Genomic DNA, 19,511 nt, shown 5'->3' with positions numbered 1-19,511 from the left:
CCGATGTGCGTGTACTTCATCGTCATCCGCACGTCGCTGTGCCGGGCCAACTCCATGGCCTCGGGGAGGCTCGCTCCGTTGCGGAGCAGCTCAGTGATATGCGTGTGCCGGCCGGCCGCGTGAAAGTCGGCGACCCTTCCCTTCGAGTCGCGGTAGGCAATCCCCGCCCGCTCCAGGTCCTTCTTCACCATCAGCCAAGTGCGGCGTCGCTCTAGGCGGGGGAATAGCTTGGCGTCGGGGCTCAGTCCGCTGAACCATTTCGGCAGCATACTGGCGAGGTCCGCGTGGAGCGGCAGGATGTCCTTGCGGCGGTGCTTGGAGCACGCCGCTTGCAGGGTGAGCGTCGGCGTACCGCCGTCGAGGTCGAAGCTTGCTGGGGTGAGGCTGGCTATCTCTTTGCGTCGCAGGCCCGTCATGTAAGATAGGATGTAGAGACGGGCCCGCTGTTCGCCATCGAAGCACTGGATCGAGACCCCACTGGTGCGGGCAGACTCGATCAGTCTGGCGAATTCGTCCGGAAGCAAGGCCCGCCGCTCGTGGCGGACGTCTTCCTGGGCATTCAGCCGTTTCATCCCTTGCAGCGGGTTGTGCGGCAACCGCTTGGGGACCATCCAGTTGCAAAAGCTGTCGATTGCTTGGACGTAGTGGTTGTAGGTACGGAAGCCGATCTCCTCGCTCACGAGACGCTCTTGCAACGCTTCATCGACCGCATCGACCTCGATATCGTCGATCGACTCCATCCCGGCGTCGCCGACAATCCGCCGCACTCGCGACATCACGAGCTTGACGTGCTTGGGGGAGGTTTTTTGAAGGCTCCTCTCAAAAGCGGTTAGGTGCGCCTCGATCGGCGTCCTACGGCTGTCCCGAGCAAGCTGCTGCGCGGGGTCGATCAAACCGTCGCGGCACAACCGGGCGTGTTCTTCCAGCTTCGCCGCCTTCGCCTCGGTCTTCCGCTTATCGGTGTAGCCCTTGGCGGTCCGCCGTCTGCCCGCGTCGTCGAAGTACTGAATCCACCAATAGGCGTTCCGCTTGCCGGCGTCGCGTTTGCGTTTGAAGATCGTCGCCATGGGTTGCATCTCCTTTTGAGGTCATTCTTCGCCTGGCTCAACGGGCGGACAACCCGCTTCGATCCAAGCGTCTAACTCGGCGCGTCGCCAGCGCGTGTTGCCGCGGACGCGCAACGGTTCGATGAGTTCGCCCGAACTCAGCAGCCGCCAGACGGTACGCGTCGAGACCTGCAGCAAGGCGGCGACCTGATGGGCCGATAGGAGCGAAGAAGGCTCGTGGGAAGTATTGGATTGCATCGGGATGGTCCTGCGGTCGCGTGGTGAGGATCTGGCTATGGGCCGGTCAAGGTCTCAACGGTCACTTTGTCGATCGAGGGGCTCGACTCGGGGCGGTCGAACGTCCGGGGACCAAGTTCACTAAAAGACTTGATCTTGCCGGAGCTGATCAGCTCGGCCAACTCGGACAGGTTGCGGCCCGTCACCGAGACGTGCGTCTTTTCCATTCCCAGCAAGCAAAGCTGGACGTGTCCCGCATCGCGGACGCGGATTTCGCGGAGGTCGCAGTAGGAATAGCTAATGCTGCGGCCGTCGCAAAACCGGACTTGAAACATCATGGGGAGCGGCTCGGTCGACTTGACGCGACTCCATGGCGGTTTCGCCGCCTTGTTATCAGCCGCAGCCGCAAGCCGCGCGTTTTCGTTGGATGGAAATGGCAAGCTGCTCATACGCTACCCCCTTCCTGGTTCGAGTTGCGTGTGGATTGGGATTCGAGGACGACTTGGCTGCGCCGTTGGTCGGTCGCGTCGCTCTATCCGCGCGTCCCACCATTGACGCGCCCGCTCGACGATCGCCCGTCGCTGCCGGTCACGTTGCTGGAGTGGCTGCCGCGCCTCCGGTGCGGGCATCTTGACGAGCTCGGTCGCCGAACGTTGCTCGCCCCGGTTTTGGATCGCTTGGCGGATCGCTTGCTTGTCGTCTACGTAGATCGCGACGTCCTTTTGGCCCCGCGATACCGTGACGTAGAATTGCCGAGCGTTCACCGCCGCCAAGGATTGTGACCCCATCGCTGCGATTGCTGTCTCGCGGTCTTTCCCCTGAGCGGCGTGGCTCGTCGTGACATAGCCCAGGTCGAGGTGGCCATAATCTTTGGCGACGGTCATGCCACTTTTTAGGCGGAGGTTGCCTTGCCGGTCGAATCCGGCTATTTCGTCGAGGCGCCCATTACTGATCCGGCGTTTCTTGTCAGTCGCCGTCCCACCCAGACTAAATCGCACCTTGTCGCCGACCGCAAAACCGATCTTGTTTTCGCGGTAGACCTCGAAACGCTCCGGGTTGGTTAGCGGGATCGGCTTCGAGAGCCCGCCGCCAAGTGGCTTGAGGCAGGCTGCTCCGTCCGGTTGCTGCTCCACGCGGTACCGCCCCCCCCGCTTGAAACCTCCTGCGACGTTCTGGTGGAACTGGATCATCATCCCTGGCTGCGTATACGTGACGGCGGCGGACTTCTGCGCCTCGGAGAGATTCAGAGAACTTAGCTGCAAGAATTCACGTTCTTCTGTTCCTATCGCCCCCCGCTCGCGCAGCCCGTGGCGAATGTGATCGGTGACAGACCGTCCCTCGGCGTGCGTGGGCGCCACCACGAGGGGCGTCTTCTCTGGAGGGGCAGCGAGGTACTGTTGGGCCAGGACCGCGTGACGTTCTTCTGATCGAATTTCTTTGATCTTGCCGAGGCGATCGAGGAGGTCAAAACCGGCGACGAGCCCCGAGAGCCCCCGCTGCTTGTCAACAATTTCATCGCCACGACCGATCAATTCGACTGCCCGCTTGTAGTCGCCCTGCTGGCGTTGGATCGTCTCGACCCGACTGATTTGGAGGCCGGCTTCTTTTTCTAACAGCCGCATCGCTTCACCCCGCCGCGGAGACGCATGCTGGCGAGTATCGCCGGAGAGCACCACGCGGCAGTTCTGCGCTTTGGCGATGTCAAAGATCCCGTTCATGGTCCGAACATCGAGTTGTCCGGCTTCATCAATCCACAAGACGTGATCCTTCAGTTTCTCGTGGAGCTTCTCATTCCGCAGCAAGTGCTCGGTCGTCTGTGCGTCCGGGAACCCTTTTTCTTCCAGGACTTCTCGCGCCCCGGTGCTGGGGGCGAAGACAAACAGTTTTTTTCCAAGAGTTTCAATTGCTTCGGCGGCTTCGCTCATCAAAGTCGACTTGCCCGTACCAGCGGCACCCATGACCGCCATGATCGTATGGCGGCTTTCTAGTACGCTACGCACCGCCTGCTTTTGCTCGGCATTCATCCAGTCACGTTTGAAGGTGTGCACTCCACGGCCGATCGGCATCCGCGTGCCCCGTCCATCACGAGCGAACGCAATCATGCGTCGCTCAGCGTCAAGCACGTCGTGGGTCGTGACAAAATCACGCGCCGCGCCGCGGACATCTTGCGGCCGCTGGATCACTTCCTGTGAGTCGAGCGCCGCTTCTACTTCTTCGGGCAGCAGCGTTAAACCATGTTCTAAAGCGGCGCCGATAACCGCTTGTTTTTCCACGGTAGATTGGCGGTAGAGGTGGTGATCAAGGGCATAGCGGATGGACTCGGCTGCCCTTTTCGATACCGGTGCCTCAACCTCTGCTCCTATCGCCCCCGACCGCAGTCCATCGAGCTGCTCCCGCTTCGCTTCGGTCAGCCGGGAACGCCACTCTCGGTGAAGCTGTTCGATCGATTGCCCCTTCTCCTTCTTGGCGCGGGTGCGGACCCCGAGCTTGCCTTTCTCCGCGGCGTCGATCACACCGTACTCCGCGGCGTGGGCTTCCACCTGTTGGGTGCGGGCCGAGAACTTCTCGATCAGGCCGCGGTCGATCCCCCTGATTTCCCAGCCCGCTTTCATCCGCCCCCCCTGCAAGAACCGCGTCTTCTCAACCGGAATGCCAAGTTCATGTTGCATTCGATGGGCGAGCCGCGCTTCGAACTTGGCCTGCAGGCTTGGACGTTGCCGCACGATCTCTTCCATCTCCGCGGCGTAGAACTTTCCGCCGTCGGCCGTGAGATTCATGACAAAGGCGTGGATGTGAAGATGCGGATCAACCTTGCCTTCGACCGGGCGTGCGGTGAGGTGAAGAAAGTCGACCCAGGCAAGGGAGCCGGTCGGGGTGCGGTCTTTCGATGCCGCTTGACCGCCCGCCCGCACCCGCCGGCACATCAAGGGCTGCACGTCTTTTTCCATTGTTTCACGAACTGTGTCGCGCAACGCTTGGATAAGCCGTTCGTCCTTGAAGAGCGCCCACCAGACGCTGAACGACTTCGGCGGGCTGAAAGTCAAGTCGGTTCCCGGACGGCGGTTGTGGGCGAGCCGTTGGACCAGTTTTTCTGCCATGGTTGGGTGGAAACCTCGCAAGAGCCGGCTGAAGGGCTCCCGGCTTGCCGCCATCCCCTCGACGCCAAGCAGCGTAGCGAGATTGCCCTGGAAGGCGCCGCCGACTTCGGCGCCGTCGATGTAGTAGTCGCCCTTCGCGAGGACCGTGTCGAAGTACTTCTCGGTTCCTTCGATGCTTTTCGCTTGTGTTGCTATGAGCATAGTGCTACTCGTAATTCTCGAACTTATTGCAATCGCTACTGGGTAGCGGCCGGCGTCGGCGTGGTCCGGAGCGGGGGCTCCTGGTTAAGGTAAAGCAACTCTTGAATAGTGCCTGTAAAAATGGGTAATAGGCTTGTCTCCTCTGCAGTGCTCAGAGGCCCATTCAGCCTGCCTGAATCCGCTTCCGTGATCAACGCGTGATTCGTGTTGACGCGAATCGATCCACAGCTGGTTTCACCTCGTGCTCCTCAGTAGCACCCGCCGCGACGCCGTGCGGATAGTCACCAATCAGAAGCGATACCGTCCCGTCGATGTTCACCGTAAACTGCCGCTGCGTACTCTTATCATGGAGCACTTCTTCAACCCGCCTCATATAGCCCCGCAGATCGCGTCCAGGCAATTCTTTGAGCTTCGCTTTGGTTTGCTCGATCAGTTCGTCTTGCTTGATGCCCGGGTTGTTCGCCGCCAGTTTCACCATGATGCGGCGGACCTCTTGCTGCGTGGTGGTCGGTGGTTCCCCAGCCTTGGCGGGGCGCTTCTTGCTCTTCTTGGGGTGGCTCTTTTTACCGCTGAGCAGGTCCCGCGCGCCCCGGAGTCGGTTCAACTCAGCGTCCCTGGCCTGCTTTTCTTGCGTGGCCACCGCGACCCTCTCTTTCCACAGTCGCTCAGCGGCGGCGTCTTCTCTTTCGAGAGCTTCGATCCGGGAGTTCATGGCGTCTAGGATGACTTCATCCGGGTTCATGGCGCGGCTCCGATCGGGTTCTGGGGCAGGAGAGGACGACTCTAGGTCCCTTCAGCGGAGGGCGGTATCGCCGGGGGCGTACCGGTTGGGAAGCAGCGGCAAAGGAGAGACGCCAGCGAGCGACTCGTCGAGCTGGTGACGCGACGCGGCCTGGATGTAGGCGATCAGGTAGCGGAAGCAGAGCGCGAAGTCGCGTCCCGTCTCGACGCTTTCATCAAGAGCAAGTCGGCAGATTTCCGCCAGGCTCCAGCCGTAGTCAGTCTGGAGTTCTTCGGCCACAAGCCAGTGGTGCCGAGTGGCCGTGACCTCGACGTGGCCTCCAGTGGGCAGCGCGAGAATGCGACTTTCTGGGAGCAGGAGGGCTTCTGTCTGTGCTTCGTTTAACGGGTCCATGATTCACCCTATCGCGCTTCGGTGGCGATGCGCAACACCTATCTGCTGCGGTCGTCGCGGGAGTTGGCGTGCTTTTGCTGCAGCCGTTTCTTCAACGCCGCCTGCCGGGCTTTGGCGAACACCTCTGGCGTGTTGGACTCGCGGAGATGAACAGGCCGAATTGTGACGGCGTTGAACCGGCGGCTGGTTGTGACTGCCGCTTCTCGCCACCGCTTCATCTGCAGATCCTTCTGCCGATTCCGGGCGAGCTTCTCTTGGTCAAGTTTCGAGTGAATCTCGGCAATCACTTTGCCGGAAGGGGTGTAGATAGCATGCAGGTCAGGTTTGCCTGTCGTCTCGCGAGGGCCTTCGTGCGCGGCGACGAAATGTTGCTTGAGTGGTGGAGCGTGATAACGAAGCGGCGCTTTCTCGCGTTCGCCCGAGGATACTTGGTTGTACTCTGATCCAATTTTCTTGATGTGGGAGAAGGCCTGCGGAGGGCCAGAGAGCGAAACAGAATTGCCGGGCTTTGGGTAGCCGGCCGCTGCTTGGTTGGTCATCTGTCGGCCTTTCGGGTAGCGAGTCAGTCGAAGAGTTCACCTAGGTCAAGGTCGTCGAAACAGCGCTTTCCGTGGATGAGGAAGGGCTTGTACGCCATCCGTGAAAGCCACATCGGCGGCCCCCCCTTTGCCGGGAAGACGATTTGGTTGCGGGAGAGTTGCGTCAGCGTGTCCTGCACCATACGACGGGTCATGAGCGGTTCTTTCGTGCGTTCTTTCCTTTCCGACAGCAAAGGCTCACCAGGGGCGAGTCGAGTCACGATGTGGGAACCGAGCTGCTCGGAAACCCAAGCTGCGGTGTCTTCGGAGTCGTTGTTGACCCCAAGCACTTGGACGGTCGCGTTCTGCTCCAAGAGACTGGTCTGCTCGCCAAGAATAGCCTTGAGCTGACTCCGTTTCTGGGCGAGGATATGCAACAAGCAGCCGGCCGAGCGAAGGGTTGCGAAGCCGGCGGTCGTGATCGCTTCGAGCCCACGGGCGTACTGAGGAAATTCATCCAGGCCGAAGTAGACCGAAGGACTTGGCTTCTTGCCCGTCCGTCGAAATTCGGCGCCAATGTGGTACAGCGCGGTGGCTACCATCATCCGGAGGTAGCGCTGATGCTCGTGCTCGTTCCCCATGCCAACACTGACGAAGATGCTGGGCTTCCTGCTACCAGCGGTCGCCAGTTCTTTCATCTCGAAGTCATGCCCGGACAGATGATGCTGCATGGCGGGGGACGCCATCCACTTGATCGACTTTGAGAGGGTTGTCTTGAATGAACCTCCCTCCCGGTCACCGGCGTCGTCTAGCAGCTTTGCCGCCTGCGAACAAACGCCGATCGGGCACTCGCTCATCTCGGCCACGGCCTGTACAAACACCTCCGGGTCGTAAGCACCCGTCGATGGTTCTTGCGAGTTGAGCAAGCGGTAAACGGTCACAAGATTGCGGTCCGCCGGGGGCAGTGATGCACACACCCAGGTCGTGATCCCTTCAAAAATAGTTCCCGCGTTGTCGGAAAAATGCGGCCCCGCATTGGTGTTCTCTTCCGGGATGATCAAGGCGTTGCGGATTGTCTGGATCAACCGCAGGCCCTCCTCGGTGTAGACATCGATCCCCGCGAGCGGGTTGAAGCGAGCGCTCGGCCCCTGCCCGAAGGGGTCGCAGTTGTAGACGTCTCCAAGTTCCGTTCGACGCCGACCAACGGACTTGAAATACTCACGTTTCTGGTCGATGACGAAGGCGGGGCCACCGTAGAGAGCCAGGTTGATGAAGCCAGACGTAGCCGCCTTGCCGCTGCCCGCCATGCCATAGGTAATCAAGTGGACGTCTGTACGCAGACCGATGTGCCGTGGCGTCACGTCGTGGCGGAACTGGGTCATGCCCAAGTAGAGGCAGTCGAGCCAACCGAGTTGGCCGTTCCTTCGGCGAGGAAGCTCGATGATATCTTGATGGTATTCACTGCGAGTGCGCCACTGTGCATTGTCGCCATCGCCGTGACGGACGATCTCGCGGTACCAAAGGCTGCGATAGATCCAGTGCCCGATACTGCTGATAGCGAGCGGGCCCGCCAAGAGAACCGATGGGATGAAAGCGGCCCATGACAACCACCATGCCTGATCACGACCCACGCTGACCGCCGTTTGATAATAACCCCAGGACGCTAGACCTAGGCCAACCGGCAGTAGCAAAGGAAGACGCAGCTGCTTGCGGAGTGCTGGGAAGCGGTAGGATAGCAGGTAGAGTAAGGCCGCCGACCAGACGATCGCTCCCCAGAATAGTGTCTCTCCGCGTAGGTGGACGGGTCCGGCAAGCCGCGTGGCGACCCAGAGCCAGGTTGACGTAAGAATCGCTCCGGCGAATATGTTCAGCAGCACCCGAGGGCCGTAGCTGTTCATGGAAAACTCTCCCGTGGTAATTGGATCCTCTGACGTTACCGAAGGCACCTTCGATTGATGCATAGAGAAATAACATCTGCGCAGGGCCGGCATGCTTTTCCTGGTATCGCGACAAGGAGATGAGCACGTTGCAGAGACGTTCACCAAGCAATCGCGGCACATCGCTTACGATTGAAACAAACGATCACTCTTCGTTCTTACTCTGCTGGCGGAGTATCAAAGCTGCCTCCATACATCTGTTGGTAGATCGTCTCTTGCTCGCGAGGCGGAGCCTGTTGCCGAGACGTTTTGGGTCCGAGAATTGCCGGCAGCATCATCAAGATGACAATGAGCGGAGCAAGAATTAGGCTTTGCGGATTGGCAAATCTACGGAGCAGCGTGAATACGTTGTGTAAACCCCTGAAGAACCGTCCGGTGTATTTTAATAGCGACAGAAAGATCATGTCACACCTCGTTAAAGGATTAGTCGACCGAAATAGGGAATTAGCCTTTATTGCCGTGGTCCGCCCAGAAGCGCTCCATGCCTGTGCAAGCTATTAGGCAGCCGAAATTGACGCCACCGAAAGCCGCTTCGCAGACGTCCTTGGCGGGGATTTCAGCGAAGAGACCGCTCTTAACCAGGTAGATATCGTAAGGGCTAAAGAACTGGGCGCGGGTAAAGAACATTGAAACCCATAGCATTAGGAAGGGAACCCAGATCGACCAGGCCACGTACCGACTCCTGGTAGGCGCGATGGTTCCCGCCACAACCGAAGCCACGATCGGCTGCGTCATTGCACTAACCATCACGACCATGATTCCGCTGAACCACCAGTGCCCCAGCATTAGCCCACCGAGGAGCAGGACCACGGCGGTGGCAAGCTGGCCGGATAGAATGGCGGCGGGCCAAAATAGTATCCATCGAAGGGATTCCATACGGATGCTCCATCTGGACCGAGGAAGACCGGCAGGTTCGCCAAGCCGTGGGTTATTTCTTGCCGGTGCCGTGACAACGCGGGCAGGTTTGTGTAGTTTGCGGGATACCAAATAGGGTTCCCAGACGCCACGAAGGAATCTGGCCGGAGCCGCCGCAATGCAGGCAAGTTTCTTGCTTGCTCTCCATGATTCATAAGTCCTAAGTATTGGGATGCATTGCCATGAGGCAGTTTTCTGCCGGAAGCATTAAGGGAAAACAGTGAGCGACCGCCGCGTGTGGGCGGCCGCTCACTAGACGAGGATCGGCTAGTTTTTCTTCTTCTTATTGACGGCTTCTCTTTGCATCCGCTCACGCTCACGATTTCGTGCCGCGACAGCGGCTTCCGCCTGCTGGTGGGTCATGCCGGACGTGTTGACATGGCCACCAAGGCGTGCGATGTCTGCGCCCGACTTGCCAGTTTCGGTACGGTTTGGAAATAACCAGCTCATCGTGTAGGTCCTCGCAGAAATAAGGAAGAATTGGCGGTGAAAACCCCGCCGGGCTTGCGACAGTGCGTCGCCGGACTGAGTTATACCCGATTGGGTGTACCGGGCAACACCCAATCGGATGTTTCTGTGAAAAAAAGGGGGGACGCTACCGTAACTGCATGCTAGGAAGCACTTTACGGTTCGAGAGATGCTTTCCGCCCGCGCCGGTCTCCCGTACGTAGAAGGTCATCCCTGTTCCTCCTTTACCGTAATTCATGGCAGCGGCGCGTAGGACGCAATTAGTTTCTACGCCCTTCTCAACGTAGACTAGTGAAGCGCTCCAATGGTCACGAAAATAATTGATCGCTTCAGCGACAGCAGGTTTTTGCTCGTCCAGCAACTCCTTGCCAGCTTGCTCGCGGAGCCATGTGTTCACGTCTTTGAGCTGCAAGCCATCCGGCTTCTTGCCAAGCGTCTGCGCATGTCGTGCGAACGCCACAGCATCGAAAAAACTCTCCATCAGGCTTTCTTCGCGAGCTACCTCTTCAACTCGTGCAGAGAGTGCTTGTACCAAATCGGCAATGCTGGCCCTCGCCCACTGATCGGAAACGTTGCTATCGGGCGGAGAATTCAACCCCTTGCTGCTGCTAACACTGTCACTTTTCTCTGAGATCCGATCCTCCGCTCTTACCACCTGACTTAAAGACCTACTTTGCCAAACTCCATCCTGCTTGTCACCAAAAATCTTAGAATGCTGCGAAGATAAGGCATCGATTATCGCCAAGCAGACAGCCTTCACTTCTTCAACATTGATGGCGAAGTAAAGAAGTGCGGCCTTGCGACTCTTCTTCCGGCGCGGCAAGAGCCGTTCAAGGGTTGGCGCATTGCCTTCAAACTCAGACTGCAGCAGCTGCAAGAGACTCTGCACCCCCTTGTCACACTCGCCGGGGCTTAGACGATGCGCGCCGGTTGCTCCCGCTTTGCCAGAGCTGAAGAAAAAGGCCAGGTCTTGCAGGTCACTGACGAAGTCGTCAGAAAAACGGTGCGCCGCAATCTCCGCATCAACAGCGTCGTCCCACCCCTCGACGAGCGTGCGCAGAGCCGGCGGCAGTCCCTCTAACCCGCGCTCTAGTAGTCGCTTCGCAAATAGCGATTTCAAACCCACTTAAATTTGCTCTCTAAGATGCTTACCGCAGACAACGGATTTCTTGCTCAATGCTCTGATTTTACCATAAACCATGGGCGCTATCAGCGGTTCCTTGACGCTACCCAGCTTCCCTGGCAGCGTACCCGCCCCATACCGCAAACGCTGCCCAATAGTACGGCGACCCGAACGGAGGGGTCGAGGGGTGTTCCGCCGCGTGTGCCTTCGCCAGACGTATGAAGTGCCGCCGATCGATCGAATCCGCTACGGAATCGAGGAGTCCCGAGTGCTCCCAATAGGCGAGGACCGCAGGCCCATCGGCTAGGCATTCCCCCTTCCGATCTGGCGCTCCGCGCAACCACTTCTGAGCTTCGGCTAGTGCCGGCACCGCCCCCAATCCACCACGCCAGTTCTCATAAAAGCGCTGCGCGAGCAAGCAACTCGCAATATCGTCGGCTCTCCACAGCGTCGCCAGTACCACCCCCGCACCCGCGTACATGAATGCGGCCGGGAACGAGACGTAATCATCGTCTGGGCTGGGATTCAACTGCCCCGTTTCACAAGCACCTAAGAACACTAAGCCGCCTGGGTTCATGCGAAACCGCAGATAAACATCTTGCAACCAAAGATGGGGGCATTCCTGCCCATCGTGACTTGTGATTCGCAACTTTGACCGCAACTGCTCCGTTGGATAAAACTCTGCATGCCCAGTAAAGTGGAACACATCGGCGACCGACGACGCCTGTAACACTGTCGACGCCGTGTCAGGCCCCTCACCGATTTCAGTCACATGACATCCCGCAAACGCATTGCGTAAGACCTGTGATTCAAGGTCCGCCAGCGGCAGTCGGTCTTGCTGCCTTCCTGGACAGCAGGCATGTACGACGGTCGTCGTGGAACTCGACGGTGACTGACCACACTTCGCGAGGATAGAGAAACTTGGGGCGTAACTGACGGCGTATCGGTCGCATAGCCGCACCCCCTCTTCCACCCAGCAGGCATGCAACGGCAGCATGTGCAGAGCATGGTGAGGAGAAATGATCAACTTATTGATGGCCTTGGGTATCGCTTCCAGCAGCGGCGACAGCATCATTGAAGATATGCGAAGGAGAATTTCATCGAGCAACGACATGAGTAGTTCGCGATCGTCATCGCTCTCTTCGCCATGCAGCGATTGACCTTTTCGCCAAGAGACTGCTTCTTGCAATACCGCATCGACGGCTCCCAGGGGCAATTCGACAACAGACGTCTTGTTGATTGTGGCGATGATCGCGTAGGCACGCTGCTCAAGAAGGGTGTACTGGATAGCGGCCGTGTTGACATCCGCAAGGCGATGCCGCGTTTCCGAAAGTGACTGACGTCGCAAAGAAGACCTTGGACTATAGGTCGGATTAATCCGCTGAATCTCGTGGAGAGCCACTTGCTCGGCTTGGTGTGCGGCGTTGAGGATGTCAATCAGTTCGAGGTTTCTCGTGCGGGCATCCTCCGAGATTTCATCGCCGTCTAGGTCGCTACTAAAGGTCGTAAGCGACAAGGCCGCGGCGCGGCGGCGGCGTAGTGCCTCACGATAAGCCTCCAAGGCATCATTCGGAACACCTCCGGGCAAGACCGTCTCGTCTTCGAGCATCTCCAGCAAGGTTCTTGCACGCAGCGCCTCGGAAGCTTCAAACGCCACATCGAGTGCTCCACTCGATGGATCGTTCGTGTGCTGTGCTAACGCAATCTCATACTGCAGACGTAACGATCTACCTAGGTCGCCGAGCAGGCGACGACGGAGGATCGGATCGCGTGAAGTTACCAGGCAACGCTCGCCGGCAAGTCGTGCCGATGAAGCGCACGCTGCCGCTTTATCCAAAAATCCGCCGCTAGCGGCTTCCTCGCTTCCGGTCACCTCCAGCAGCAGAGAGGCTTCTCTTGTTTTCAACCTCAAACTATCGGCAAGCACGCGCTCCGGCAGTGCTACCTCGCTCTCGTCAAGCAAGGCATTTGCTTTTCGGATAGTACCGAGTGCTTCTTCCAACTTTCCCAGGCTCGCCAGATGATCGGAGTCTGCTTCCAGGCAACCAGCCATTTCGATCGCATAACACCCCGGATAGCTCGTCTTGATCGATCCGCAGATCTCTTTCGCTGTGGCGAACGCCTCCTCCGCTTCCGCATGAATGCGTAGGCCGCTAAGAACTTTGCCAAGCCCAAGATATGCTCTTAACACGTAGACGGCCCATACCGGAGCTCCCGCTCTTGTCCGTGCAGAAAAAATGGCAATTGAGCGGTTGTAGTTCTGGATGGCATCTGCGCAGGAGATTTCGTCACAAATTCTCTCGGGTGACAGCAGTCGGCGGCTTGACTCTGCCAACCCGAGCAAGGCTCTGCCCACAGCCTCCCCGTAGGCCATGGCGTCTTCTGCAGCGAGGGCCATCAGGTTAGTGGCGGCGAGTGCATACTGTCCTTGCGCTTCTTCCCAAAAGCCGCACCCTGCTTGCATATCGGCCAGGTCGAGTCCGGAGCGGTATTGTAACGCAGCGTATTTACCGCCAAAGCGTTGCGCCAGCTCAAGGAACTTGTCGAAAGACTTCTTGCCAGCCTCCGCAGCATCCTCAAGGCTGCCCATCTCGAGAAGGACCTCCGACAGGCCTTGAAGTGCCGACGCGACACCTACACTCGCCTCTCCTAGATCCCCTCCCTCCAAAATCTCATACCGACGTAGGGCGTTACGAGCATCCTGCAGGGCTGCTTCTATGCCGCCCGTACGCCGTAATACGAGTGATCGCCTTAAAAGAAGGTCCGGAATGAGCTGCAACGCGTCCGCGGATGAAACCTCGTCCAAGTCTAGGACAGCGATCGCTTCGTCTGCCGACGCCAGGGCTTCCTTCCATCTGCATTGGTGCTGGTAGATGTCCTCAAGCCTTGCCAGGCTCGCTGCTAGGTCTTCGCTGAAGGCAGAACGCTCGCAGGATAGGAGAACACGAAACAACGTGACGCTGTGCTCGGCCATCTCGATCGCATCTTGATAATGGCCGTGCTGAAAGCATCCCCAGGCAACGCTCCGATGGAGGCGTCCGGATAGGCGACCATAAACATAGGGCCATTTCCCACATTCGCTCTCTTCAAACATCTGATAGGCGTTCCCGTATGCCTGCATAGCCGCTTTCGTAGATCCCGCCTTTCTAAAAGACTCGCCCACCAAATTGAAGAAGTATGCTGCGGTAGACTTGTCGCGCAACTGCTTGCAAATGTCAGCGCATTCTTGCGCCGATTCCACATCTAGTTGTACCGCCGCCCCATGTAAAAACAACAACCGAAAAGAAAGCAGCTCGCCATCATTCCATTTGCCAGGAGGCACTTCACCTTGTTCCCAGTGCCCTCCCCCGCGACGAAAAGCGATGAGCCGCTTCTCGACTTGCTGTCGCTCCTGCGACGTCAGATGCGGCTGCCTTCGGAGGCACTTCAACGACGCTTCCTCACACGCGTCCTCGGACAGGCCGAGCACCATATCAAGCCGCATGATGGCCGCCCAGTCGTGTTGCTCTACGAGACAGGCGAGCAGGCTTGGCAGCTCGTCGTAATGTTCCATGCAAGGCCTTCCAGGTATAAATCGTGCAGCGCGAACGACGGTTCTGGATGCTCTTTTCTGTGGCTAACGCTGCGCAGCAGCACTGGGAACTTTACGCCAAGTGCGACATCTTAATCCGTATGCCTGCTCTTTGCGACCACACGATCATCGGCTTAGCGCATCAGCGTCCGAGGCCGTGCGATTTGCGAACAACCCCCTGGAAGTAGGCCGACGGCCGTCCGACCGGCTTAGCGGTTCTGCTTGTCGCGTGATCGGTCAAAATGAGGCAGCTAGCCGCGCCGATACGGCCCAGTTGACGGCATGCATCGGCCCATGCCTGCTTGCTTATGCCTAACTCTAGTCGCCGTCGGTAAGCCGCTTCGATGATGTCGTCAAAGGCGAGTGGTTTGATACTAGCCGGAAGATGGGCTCGGAAGGACCCCGTCGCCTCACGTGCAATCTGCTCCGGCAGTCTGTTCCCTATCGCCTGTCGTTGCTTTTCGCTAGATCGACGATACTCAAGATACGGAGTGACTCCGCTATTTTTTTCTGGTGGAGTGGTGTGTTGTAGGTGCGCGAACTTTTGGGCGTGTCTGCACGAACGCTTTCGCGTGGTGGGGGCGATAGCGGGAGAAGCCGTTAAAGGGGACAGCTGATCTTTGCTGCCGAGTTGCATCGCCTCTTGTAGTTGGCGACAGAGCTTGCTGTGGGCTTTGGCTAGGTCACGGAGGCGATCTAGATCGAGGTGGCTCCGCAGTTCGATGGCGATCTTGCGGTACTGCTGCTCGCAGGTCTCGATCCGCTCCGGCTCGCCCCCCTCCTCCCGCCAACGGACGAGCAACTCGCGAATCTGCCGCCGCTGCTGAGAGATCTCTCGCTTCGTCGTCCGCCAGGCTTCGGCGTAGAGCTGTTTCTCCTGCAGCTTTGCCTCCAGCTCCTCCTTGAGGTAGGCGAGTGGCGTCAGATCGACCCCGTACGCAAACAGCAGCCTCCCCGTCTGGGGACTGCGGCGTCCGTACCGCTTGTGGTTGCCGCTGTCATTCCAGGTGATCGCGCCGAGTTCAAACAGCCGTTTCTCTAGCTTCTGAATCTGTCGCTCCCCTACTCCCAAGTCCATCGCGGTCCGCGCGAGCGATTGGAAGACGATGGGGCGACTCCCCTCCTCCCAGTCAACCTGCGTGGTGAAGGCCATGTAGTAGTCCAGCAGCTGGATCATGCGTGGCGTGAAGCCAGCTTCCTTGCCGACCCGCTTCACCAGCAATAACAGTTGGTAGCGGTCGGTCGTCTGGTCGAGCCCCCATAAGTCGAGACAGGGTCCAGTTGAGTGGCGATAAGCGTCTGTAGCGCTATGGTCGCCGCCGGTTGTGTCATAAGTAATAGTTGATTGCATTCATTCTTAAGCGTTCCCTCATCAGCGTGATGGATGAAGAGGCCTTTCTTGGGACGCGCCAAAGCAGCGCCGAACCAAAAAAGGTTTGCATCTTTATCCAAAGAGCGCTACGGTACATCTATCGAACCATGCAAAGACGCTCTTTGCCTCCAAACCGCCGCGCCAACGGCGGTTTTTTCGTGTCATCGCGACCTCTTTCGGGTGACGCCCTCCTTGGTCTGGGGTTGATACAACAGACCCTGCTCGCGAACGGAGTAGGGGGTCGACCTCCCCTGTAAGCTTCTCGAAAAGAATCCCCAACAAAAAGAATCGACTGCCTGACAGTAGCACATTGTCAGAGTGTCAATCAAGTTGACAGTATCTGACACTCTGACCTGACACGCGGAAGCCTTGCTGCTTGCTGCGATACGCAACGTCTTGTCAGGTTGTGTCAGGCTCTTGACTGTCAGATCCGACAGTCATGCCGTCAGTCTGTCAGGTCGGGCTTTCAGAAACTTTTGCTGGTCTTGTGGCGCGAACTGTGGCACGCTCCTACTCAGAAGTGTCTGTCAGGAGTTGTCAACTATGTCCAAAGTAAGCGTCCGAGAAGCCGCCCTGTTGACGGGCAAGAGCCGCGAGACCATCAACGCCGCGACCAAGTCGGGGAAGCTCTCTAGCGCCCGGGACGGGACGAATCGGAAGCTCATTGATGTCTCCGAGCTAGAGCGTGTCTACCCGCTCGTGAAGACGATTGACCAGATCCAGCAGCCGTCCGAACCTGTCAAGCCGCGTCAGGTGGTGTCCGAATCGGACGTCCGAGCGGAAGTCGTTCGGCTCAGCGAGCGTTTAGCCGCGAGTGAAGCGATGCAAGATAACCTGATTGCAGAGCGTTCCCGCGAACGACGGCAGCTCGAAGACGAAATCGCCAATCTCCGCGAGAACCTTGCGCGGGCCCAAGAGCAGCACAGCAAGGCGCTGTTGCTGATCACCGACCAGTCGCAACAGGCCTCGACAGGAGGAGGGGACTGGGAACGCTCGATCAAGGCTCTCGAGAAACGTCTCGCGAACCATGAAGAGCAGGTTCGCCGTGAGCGTGAGAAGAACGAAGAAGCCGAACGGAAACTGGAACGCTACAAACGGGCCTTGCACAGCGAACGGAACAAGTCGCTGTGGAAAAAGCTGTTCGGGTGAGGAGGGGAGTTGGCCCGCGGAGACCTTGATCGCGAAGCAGAACTGGACGCCTTCAAGAAGCTCAATCTGAGTCTGATCGCGAGCGCCCACGGCTATGAGATCATCCCCCGAAAATCGACCAAGCACTCCGTGCTCATGCAGAGTGGGGGAGATAAGATCATCATCGCGCAGCAGGCTGGCCACTATGTCTATTGCAGCGTTTACGACCCGGCTTCAAGCGGCACCGTCATCGACTTCGCGCAGCGGGTGATCGAGCCGGGCTGCTCGTTGGGGCGCGTCCGGCAGCTGCTGCGGCCCTTCTTGAACGGCGGCTACGTTTCTACGCTCCGCGAGCGGCACGCGGCCCAATACGCGGAAGCGATCCGGCCCAGCACGCTCGACCTGCTGGGGGTCGCCGCGCGGTACGCCGCTTTCGATCCTATCGCCCAACCCCACGATTATCTTTGCCAGACCCGGGGGATCCCGTTTGACGTGCTGCAAAGCGACCGGCTGCGGGGGCGCGTGCGTCACTGCACGCAGCGCGGGACCGTGATCTTTCCCCACTGGGGCGCAGCGGGAGGAGGGGACGACGACCGCCAGCTGGTCGGCTACGAGGTCAAAGGACCGGGGGTGAACTTGTTCAGCAAAGGAGGCCGCAAGGGGCTGTGGATGTCGGCGGGACTCTCCGGTGATCGGGTGCTGGCGTTTGCCGAGAGTGGCCTCGACGCCTTGTCCTATTTGGTTGTGCGGGGAGGCGAGGGGACTCGCGTGGCGTCGGTGAACGGCCGGATGAACCCGCAGCAACCGGAGCTGGTGCTCTCGGCGATCCGCCGCATGGAAGAGGGGGCTCGGATCGTCGCCGCCTTCGATAACGATCAGGCGGGTGACGAGCTGACCGCGCAGCTGGCTGACATTGTCATCAGCTCCGGCCGCACGGACGTGAGCTTCTGCGATGATCGACCGGTGGAGCGGGGGGCTGATTGGAACCAGCTGCTCGTGAGCCGCGAGAGATCGTCGGCACGTCCGGCGTTCAGTACGCTTGAGCTTGGGCGGTAGGAAAAGGAGAGCCGGATGACGAAGCCTTCCTCGCCCGGTTTGAACAAGACGCTCGTGATGACGCGATTGCTGGTGGCGAAGTTTGGCATGGCGGCGGGGGAGCCGGTACGGACCAAGAAGAAGCGGCGGATCGCTCCCAAGCCGAAACGACGCCGGCGGCCCCGACCTAAGCCGCAGCTCAAGAGACGACGGGCGCCACGACCAAAGCGCTGAAAACGCTTGGCATTGTCGGCCCGATGTGGCAGTCTCACAGCACGATGGATGACTGCGACCAAATCCAAGCCAAGAAATACGACGCTCATCCGATCGTCCGACAGATCATCGACCGTGATTGCCACGTCGCCGAGCCGTACCTGGCCGTTGTCCGCCACGTGATCAGCAAACTCAAGGACGGCTACCAGACCTTCCGCGAACTTCCCAAGCCCGAGCGCCGTCGCTTCATCGAGCAGTGCCTGGACGTTCACCGCGCGAACCGAGCCGAATACGAAGCTGTGATGTGGCCGCGCTATAGCAGTCCTGAACTACCCGAACCTTAAGTAGTCGGTGCGGTATTTTCCAGAATCTATATTATCACTCCAACGATGATTCGTCAGTCGTCGACCAGACAGCCAAGCTCTTGGAGTACACTCTTGAGCCTTGCGACAGTAAGGTAAGGTGCGCATGTGCCGGAAAACATTGTGGTAAACTTTTCTCGATGTCTATTGAAGGCTGCAAGTATACACTTGGCGTCGCTTGTTGATCTGCACTGTAGCCCGATTACACAGTCAGACAACGCAACCCGCTTCCTACGCAAGTAGAGGCATGCCTTGTCAAGTGTTGGCGCGCCAACTCGCGGCAACAAGATTGCAGGACCAATTACCGAAGGACGCCATGGGTGGCCACAGTGTCCATTTAACTCGACTCGATGGTCGCGCATGTCTGTAGTGTGAACAAGTGTTCGTCCAGCTTCAGGCAAGTCATGCATTTGGCTTGTGCCACGAACGACCTGAACGCGTACCTGCTTGCCACTGCTTCGTGACACATCAGGCTCTACCTTATTACTCTTCTTCACCTGCATCCGCGGAGATAATGACACCAGCACATACTTGACTCGGCACCCCTTGAAGTGACTACTAGATGCAGCGTAGTCGCAAGTTAAGCTGTAGAAGTGCCGCAGGTACCTGACCGCCTGTCGGTCCTTCTGACTATTGAGGGCGTTCGACGGGAGGACCGCTGTAAGCTCTCCACCTGGCTTAAGATACTCCAAAGCTGTGATCACGAAAGCCAATGCTTGACCGCACTTAAACGCGCCATGCCGAGTGTTCGTTAAGAACGATGTGCCGCCGCGGCAAGAAAACGGCGGATTGAGAAGAATCTGGTCCACCTCGCCTAATAAGCTAGGAAGTGTACGCGATCGGGCTCGCGAAGACGCGTCTAAGAAGTCGCACTTGGTGCAAGACCAATTCTCATGCGTCTTGCGAATTCGACGCACGGCAGTGTCACACAAGTCGGCCGCGACGATCTCTGCCGTCCGCCAACGCAATTCTGCAGCTCGTAGAAGGGCGCCATCGCCAGCCGCAAAATCAGCTACGATCCGGGCGCGATTCTTACTCGAAAACGCGACCACGGCTTCGGCTAGCCACGACGGAGTGTAGAATGCATCTGTACTCATGGCGACAGGAACCCATCTATATCGTAAACGAGAAGTCGTGACGCCCCAGTGGTTC

The 19,511-nt window shown here is 58.6% G+C and carries 18 protein-coding genes and 1 pseudogene; 5 read left to right on the top strand and 14 right to left on the bottom strand.

Annotation, left to right across the window (positions count from 1 at the left end; translation table 11 throughout):
- Positions 1 to 14 precede the first annotated feature (14 nt).
- Positions 15 to 572, bottom strand: a pseudogene (locus tag Pla111_RS17715) (tyrosine-type recombinase/integrase); the annotation flags it as partial.
- On the opposite strand from Pla111_RS17715, the gene Pla111_RS17530 reads away from it, so the two are divergent.
- The gene (locus Pla111_RS17530; protein ID WP_231931087.1) at positions 537 to 833 is read left to right on the top strand and encodes a hypothetical protein; all 297 of its coding nucleotides are present in this window, start codon (positions 537 to 539) and stop codon (positions 831 to 833) included. The pseudogene Pla111_RS17715 and the gene Pla111_RS17530 sit on opposite strands and share 36 nt — an antisense overlap.
- A gap of 255 nt (positions 834 to 1,088) precedes the next feature.
- Here Pla111_RS17530 and Pla111_RS15200 read toward each other — a convergent pair whose 3' ends face one another.
- The 12 genes from Pla111_RS15200 to repC all read right to left on the bottom strand — a co-directional run bounded on the left by Pla111_RS15200 (position 1,089) and on the right by repC (position 15,600).
- Positions 1,089 to 1,304, bottom strand: coding sequence for a helix-turn-helix transcriptional regulator (locus Pla111_RS15200; protein WP_146575304.1), 216 nt, complete (start codon positions 1,302 to 1,304; stop codon positions 1,089 to 1,091).
- A gap of 35 nt (positions 1,305 to 1,339) precedes the next feature.
- Positions 1,340 to 1,621, bottom strand: a complete 282-nt coding sequence (locus Pla111_RS15195; protein ID WP_146575303.1) for a hypothetical protein — start codon at positions 1,619 to 1,621, stop codon at positions 1,340 to 1,342.
- A gap of 114 nt (positions 1,622 to 1,735) precedes the next feature.
- On the bottom strand, positions 1,736 to 4,582 hold the full coding sequence (mobF, locus tag Pla111_RS15190) for a MobF family relaxase (protein ID WP_146575302.1): 2,847 nt from the start codon (positions 4,580 to 4,582) through the stop codon (positions 1,736 to 1,738).
- Between the two features lie 190 nt (positions 4,583 to 4,772).
- Positions 4,773 to 5,324, bottom strand: coding sequence for a hypothetical protein (locus Pla111_RS15185; RefSeq protein WP_146575301.1), 552 nt, complete (start codon positions 5,322 to 5,324; stop codon positions 4,773 to 4,775).
- Positions 5,325 to 5,375: 51 nt separating this feature from the next.
- Positions 5,376 to 5,717 carry a hypothetical protein gene (locus Pla111_RS15180; protein ID WP_146575300.1) on the bottom strand — a complete coding sequence of 114 codons (342 nt, stop codon included), beginning with the start codon at positions 5,715 to 5,717 and terminating at the stop codon, positions 5,376 to 5,378.
- Positions 5,718 to 5,755: 38 nt separating this feature from the next.
- A complete protein-coding gene (locus tag Pla111_RS15175; protein ID WP_146575299.1) occupies positions 5,756 to 6,256 on the bottom strand; it encodes a hypothetical protein in 501 nt (166 codons plus the stop codon).
- A gap of 23 nt (positions 6,257 to 6,279) precedes the next feature.
- Positions 6,280 to 8,133 (bottom strand): type IV secretory system conjugative DNA transfer family protein, encoded by a 1,854-nt coding sequence (locus Pla111_RS15170; protein WP_197525069.1) that lies wholly within the window; start codon positions 8,131 to 8,133, stop codon positions 6,280 to 6,282.
- A 483-nt stretch (positions 8,134 to 8,616) separates the two neighbouring features.
- The gene (locus Pla111_RS15165; protein ID WP_146575297.1) at positions 8,617 to 9,048 is read right to left on the bottom strand and encodes a hypothetical protein; all 432 of its coding nucleotides are present in this window, start codon (positions 9,046 to 9,048) and stop codon (positions 8,617 to 8,619) included.
- Between the two features lie 306 nt (positions 9,049 to 9,354).
- Positions 9,355 to 9,537 carry a hypothetical protein gene (locus Pla111_RS15160; protein WP_146575296.1) on the bottom strand — a complete coding sequence of 61 codons (183 nt, stop codon included), beginning with the start codon at positions 9,535 to 9,537 and terminating at the stop codon, positions 9,355 to 9,357.
- A gap of 145 nt (positions 9,538 to 9,682) precedes the next feature.
- Positions 9,683 to 10,681 carry a hypothetical protein gene (locus tag Pla111_RS15155; protein WP_231931086.1) on the bottom strand — a complete coding sequence of 333 codons (999 nt, stop codon included), beginning with the start codon at positions 10,679 to 10,681 and terminating at the stop codon, positions 9,683 to 9,685.
- Positions 10,682 to 10,781: 100 nt separating this feature from the next.
- Positions 10,782 to 14,231, bottom strand: coding sequence for a CHAT domain-containing protein (locus tag Pla111_RS15150; protein ID WP_146575294.1), 3,450 nt, complete (start codon positions 14,229 to 14,231; stop codon positions 10,782 to 10,784).
- 160 nt (positions 14,232 to 14,391) lie between these two features.
- Complete coding sequence (gene repC, locus Pla111_RS15145; protein WP_146575293.1) at positions 14,392 to 15,600, bottom strand: plasmid replication protein RepC; 1,209 nt, start codon at positions 15,598 to 15,600, stop codon at positions 14,392 to 14,394.
- 564 nt (positions 15,601 to 16,164) lie between these two features.
- On the opposite strand from repC, the gene Pla111_RS15140 reads away from it, so the two are divergent.
- The 4 genes from Pla111_RS15140 to Pla111_RS15125 are packed head-to-tail and all read left to right on the top strand — an operon-like array spanning position 16,165 to position 18,341.
- Positions 16,165 to 16,770, top strand: coding sequence for a hypothetical protein (locus Pla111_RS15140; RefSeq protein ID WP_146575292.1), 606 nt, complete (start codon positions 16,165 to 16,167; stop codon positions 16,768 to 16,770).
- Positions 16,771 to 16,779: 9 nt separating this feature from the next.
- Positions 16,780 to 17,805: a toprim domain-containing protein gene (locus Pla111_RS15135; protein WP_146575291.1), complete on the top strand. Its 1,026-nt coding sequence runs from the start codon at positions 16,780 to 16,782 to the stop codon at positions 17,803 to 17,805.
- Positions 17,806 to 17,820: 15 nt separating this feature from the next.
- Positions 17,821 to 18,018, top strand: coding sequence for a hypothetical protein (locus tag Pla111_RS15130; RefSeq protein ID WP_146575290.1), 198 nt, complete (start codon positions 17,821 to 17,823; stop codon positions 18,016 to 18,018).
- A gap of 44 nt (positions 18,019 to 18,062) precedes the next feature.
- On the top strand, positions 18,063 to 18,341 hold the full coding sequence (locus Pla111_RS15125; RefSeq protein ID WP_146575289.1) for a hypothetical protein: 279 nt from the start codon (positions 18,063 to 18,065) through the stop codon (positions 18,339 to 18,341).
- A gap of 53 nt (positions 18,342 to 18,394) precedes the next feature.
- Here the strand turns inward: Pla111_RS15125 and Pla111_RS17710 are convergent, their stop codons facing one another.
- Positions 18,395 to 19,456: a methyltransferase gene (locus tag Pla111_RS17710; RefSeq protein WP_146575288.1), complete on the bottom strand. Its 1,062-nt coding sequence runs from the start codon at positions 19,454 to 19,456 to the stop codon at positions 18,395 to 18,397.
- Positions 19,457 to 19,511: the final 55 nt, after the last annotated feature.

Source organism: Botrimarina hoheduenensis (genome assembly GCF_007859815.1).
GTDB lineage: Bacteria > Planctomycetota > Planctomycetia > Pirellulales > Lacipirellulaceae > Botrimarina > Botrimarina hoheduenensis.
This window is presented reverse-complemented; position numbering and strand designations above follow the sequence as displayed.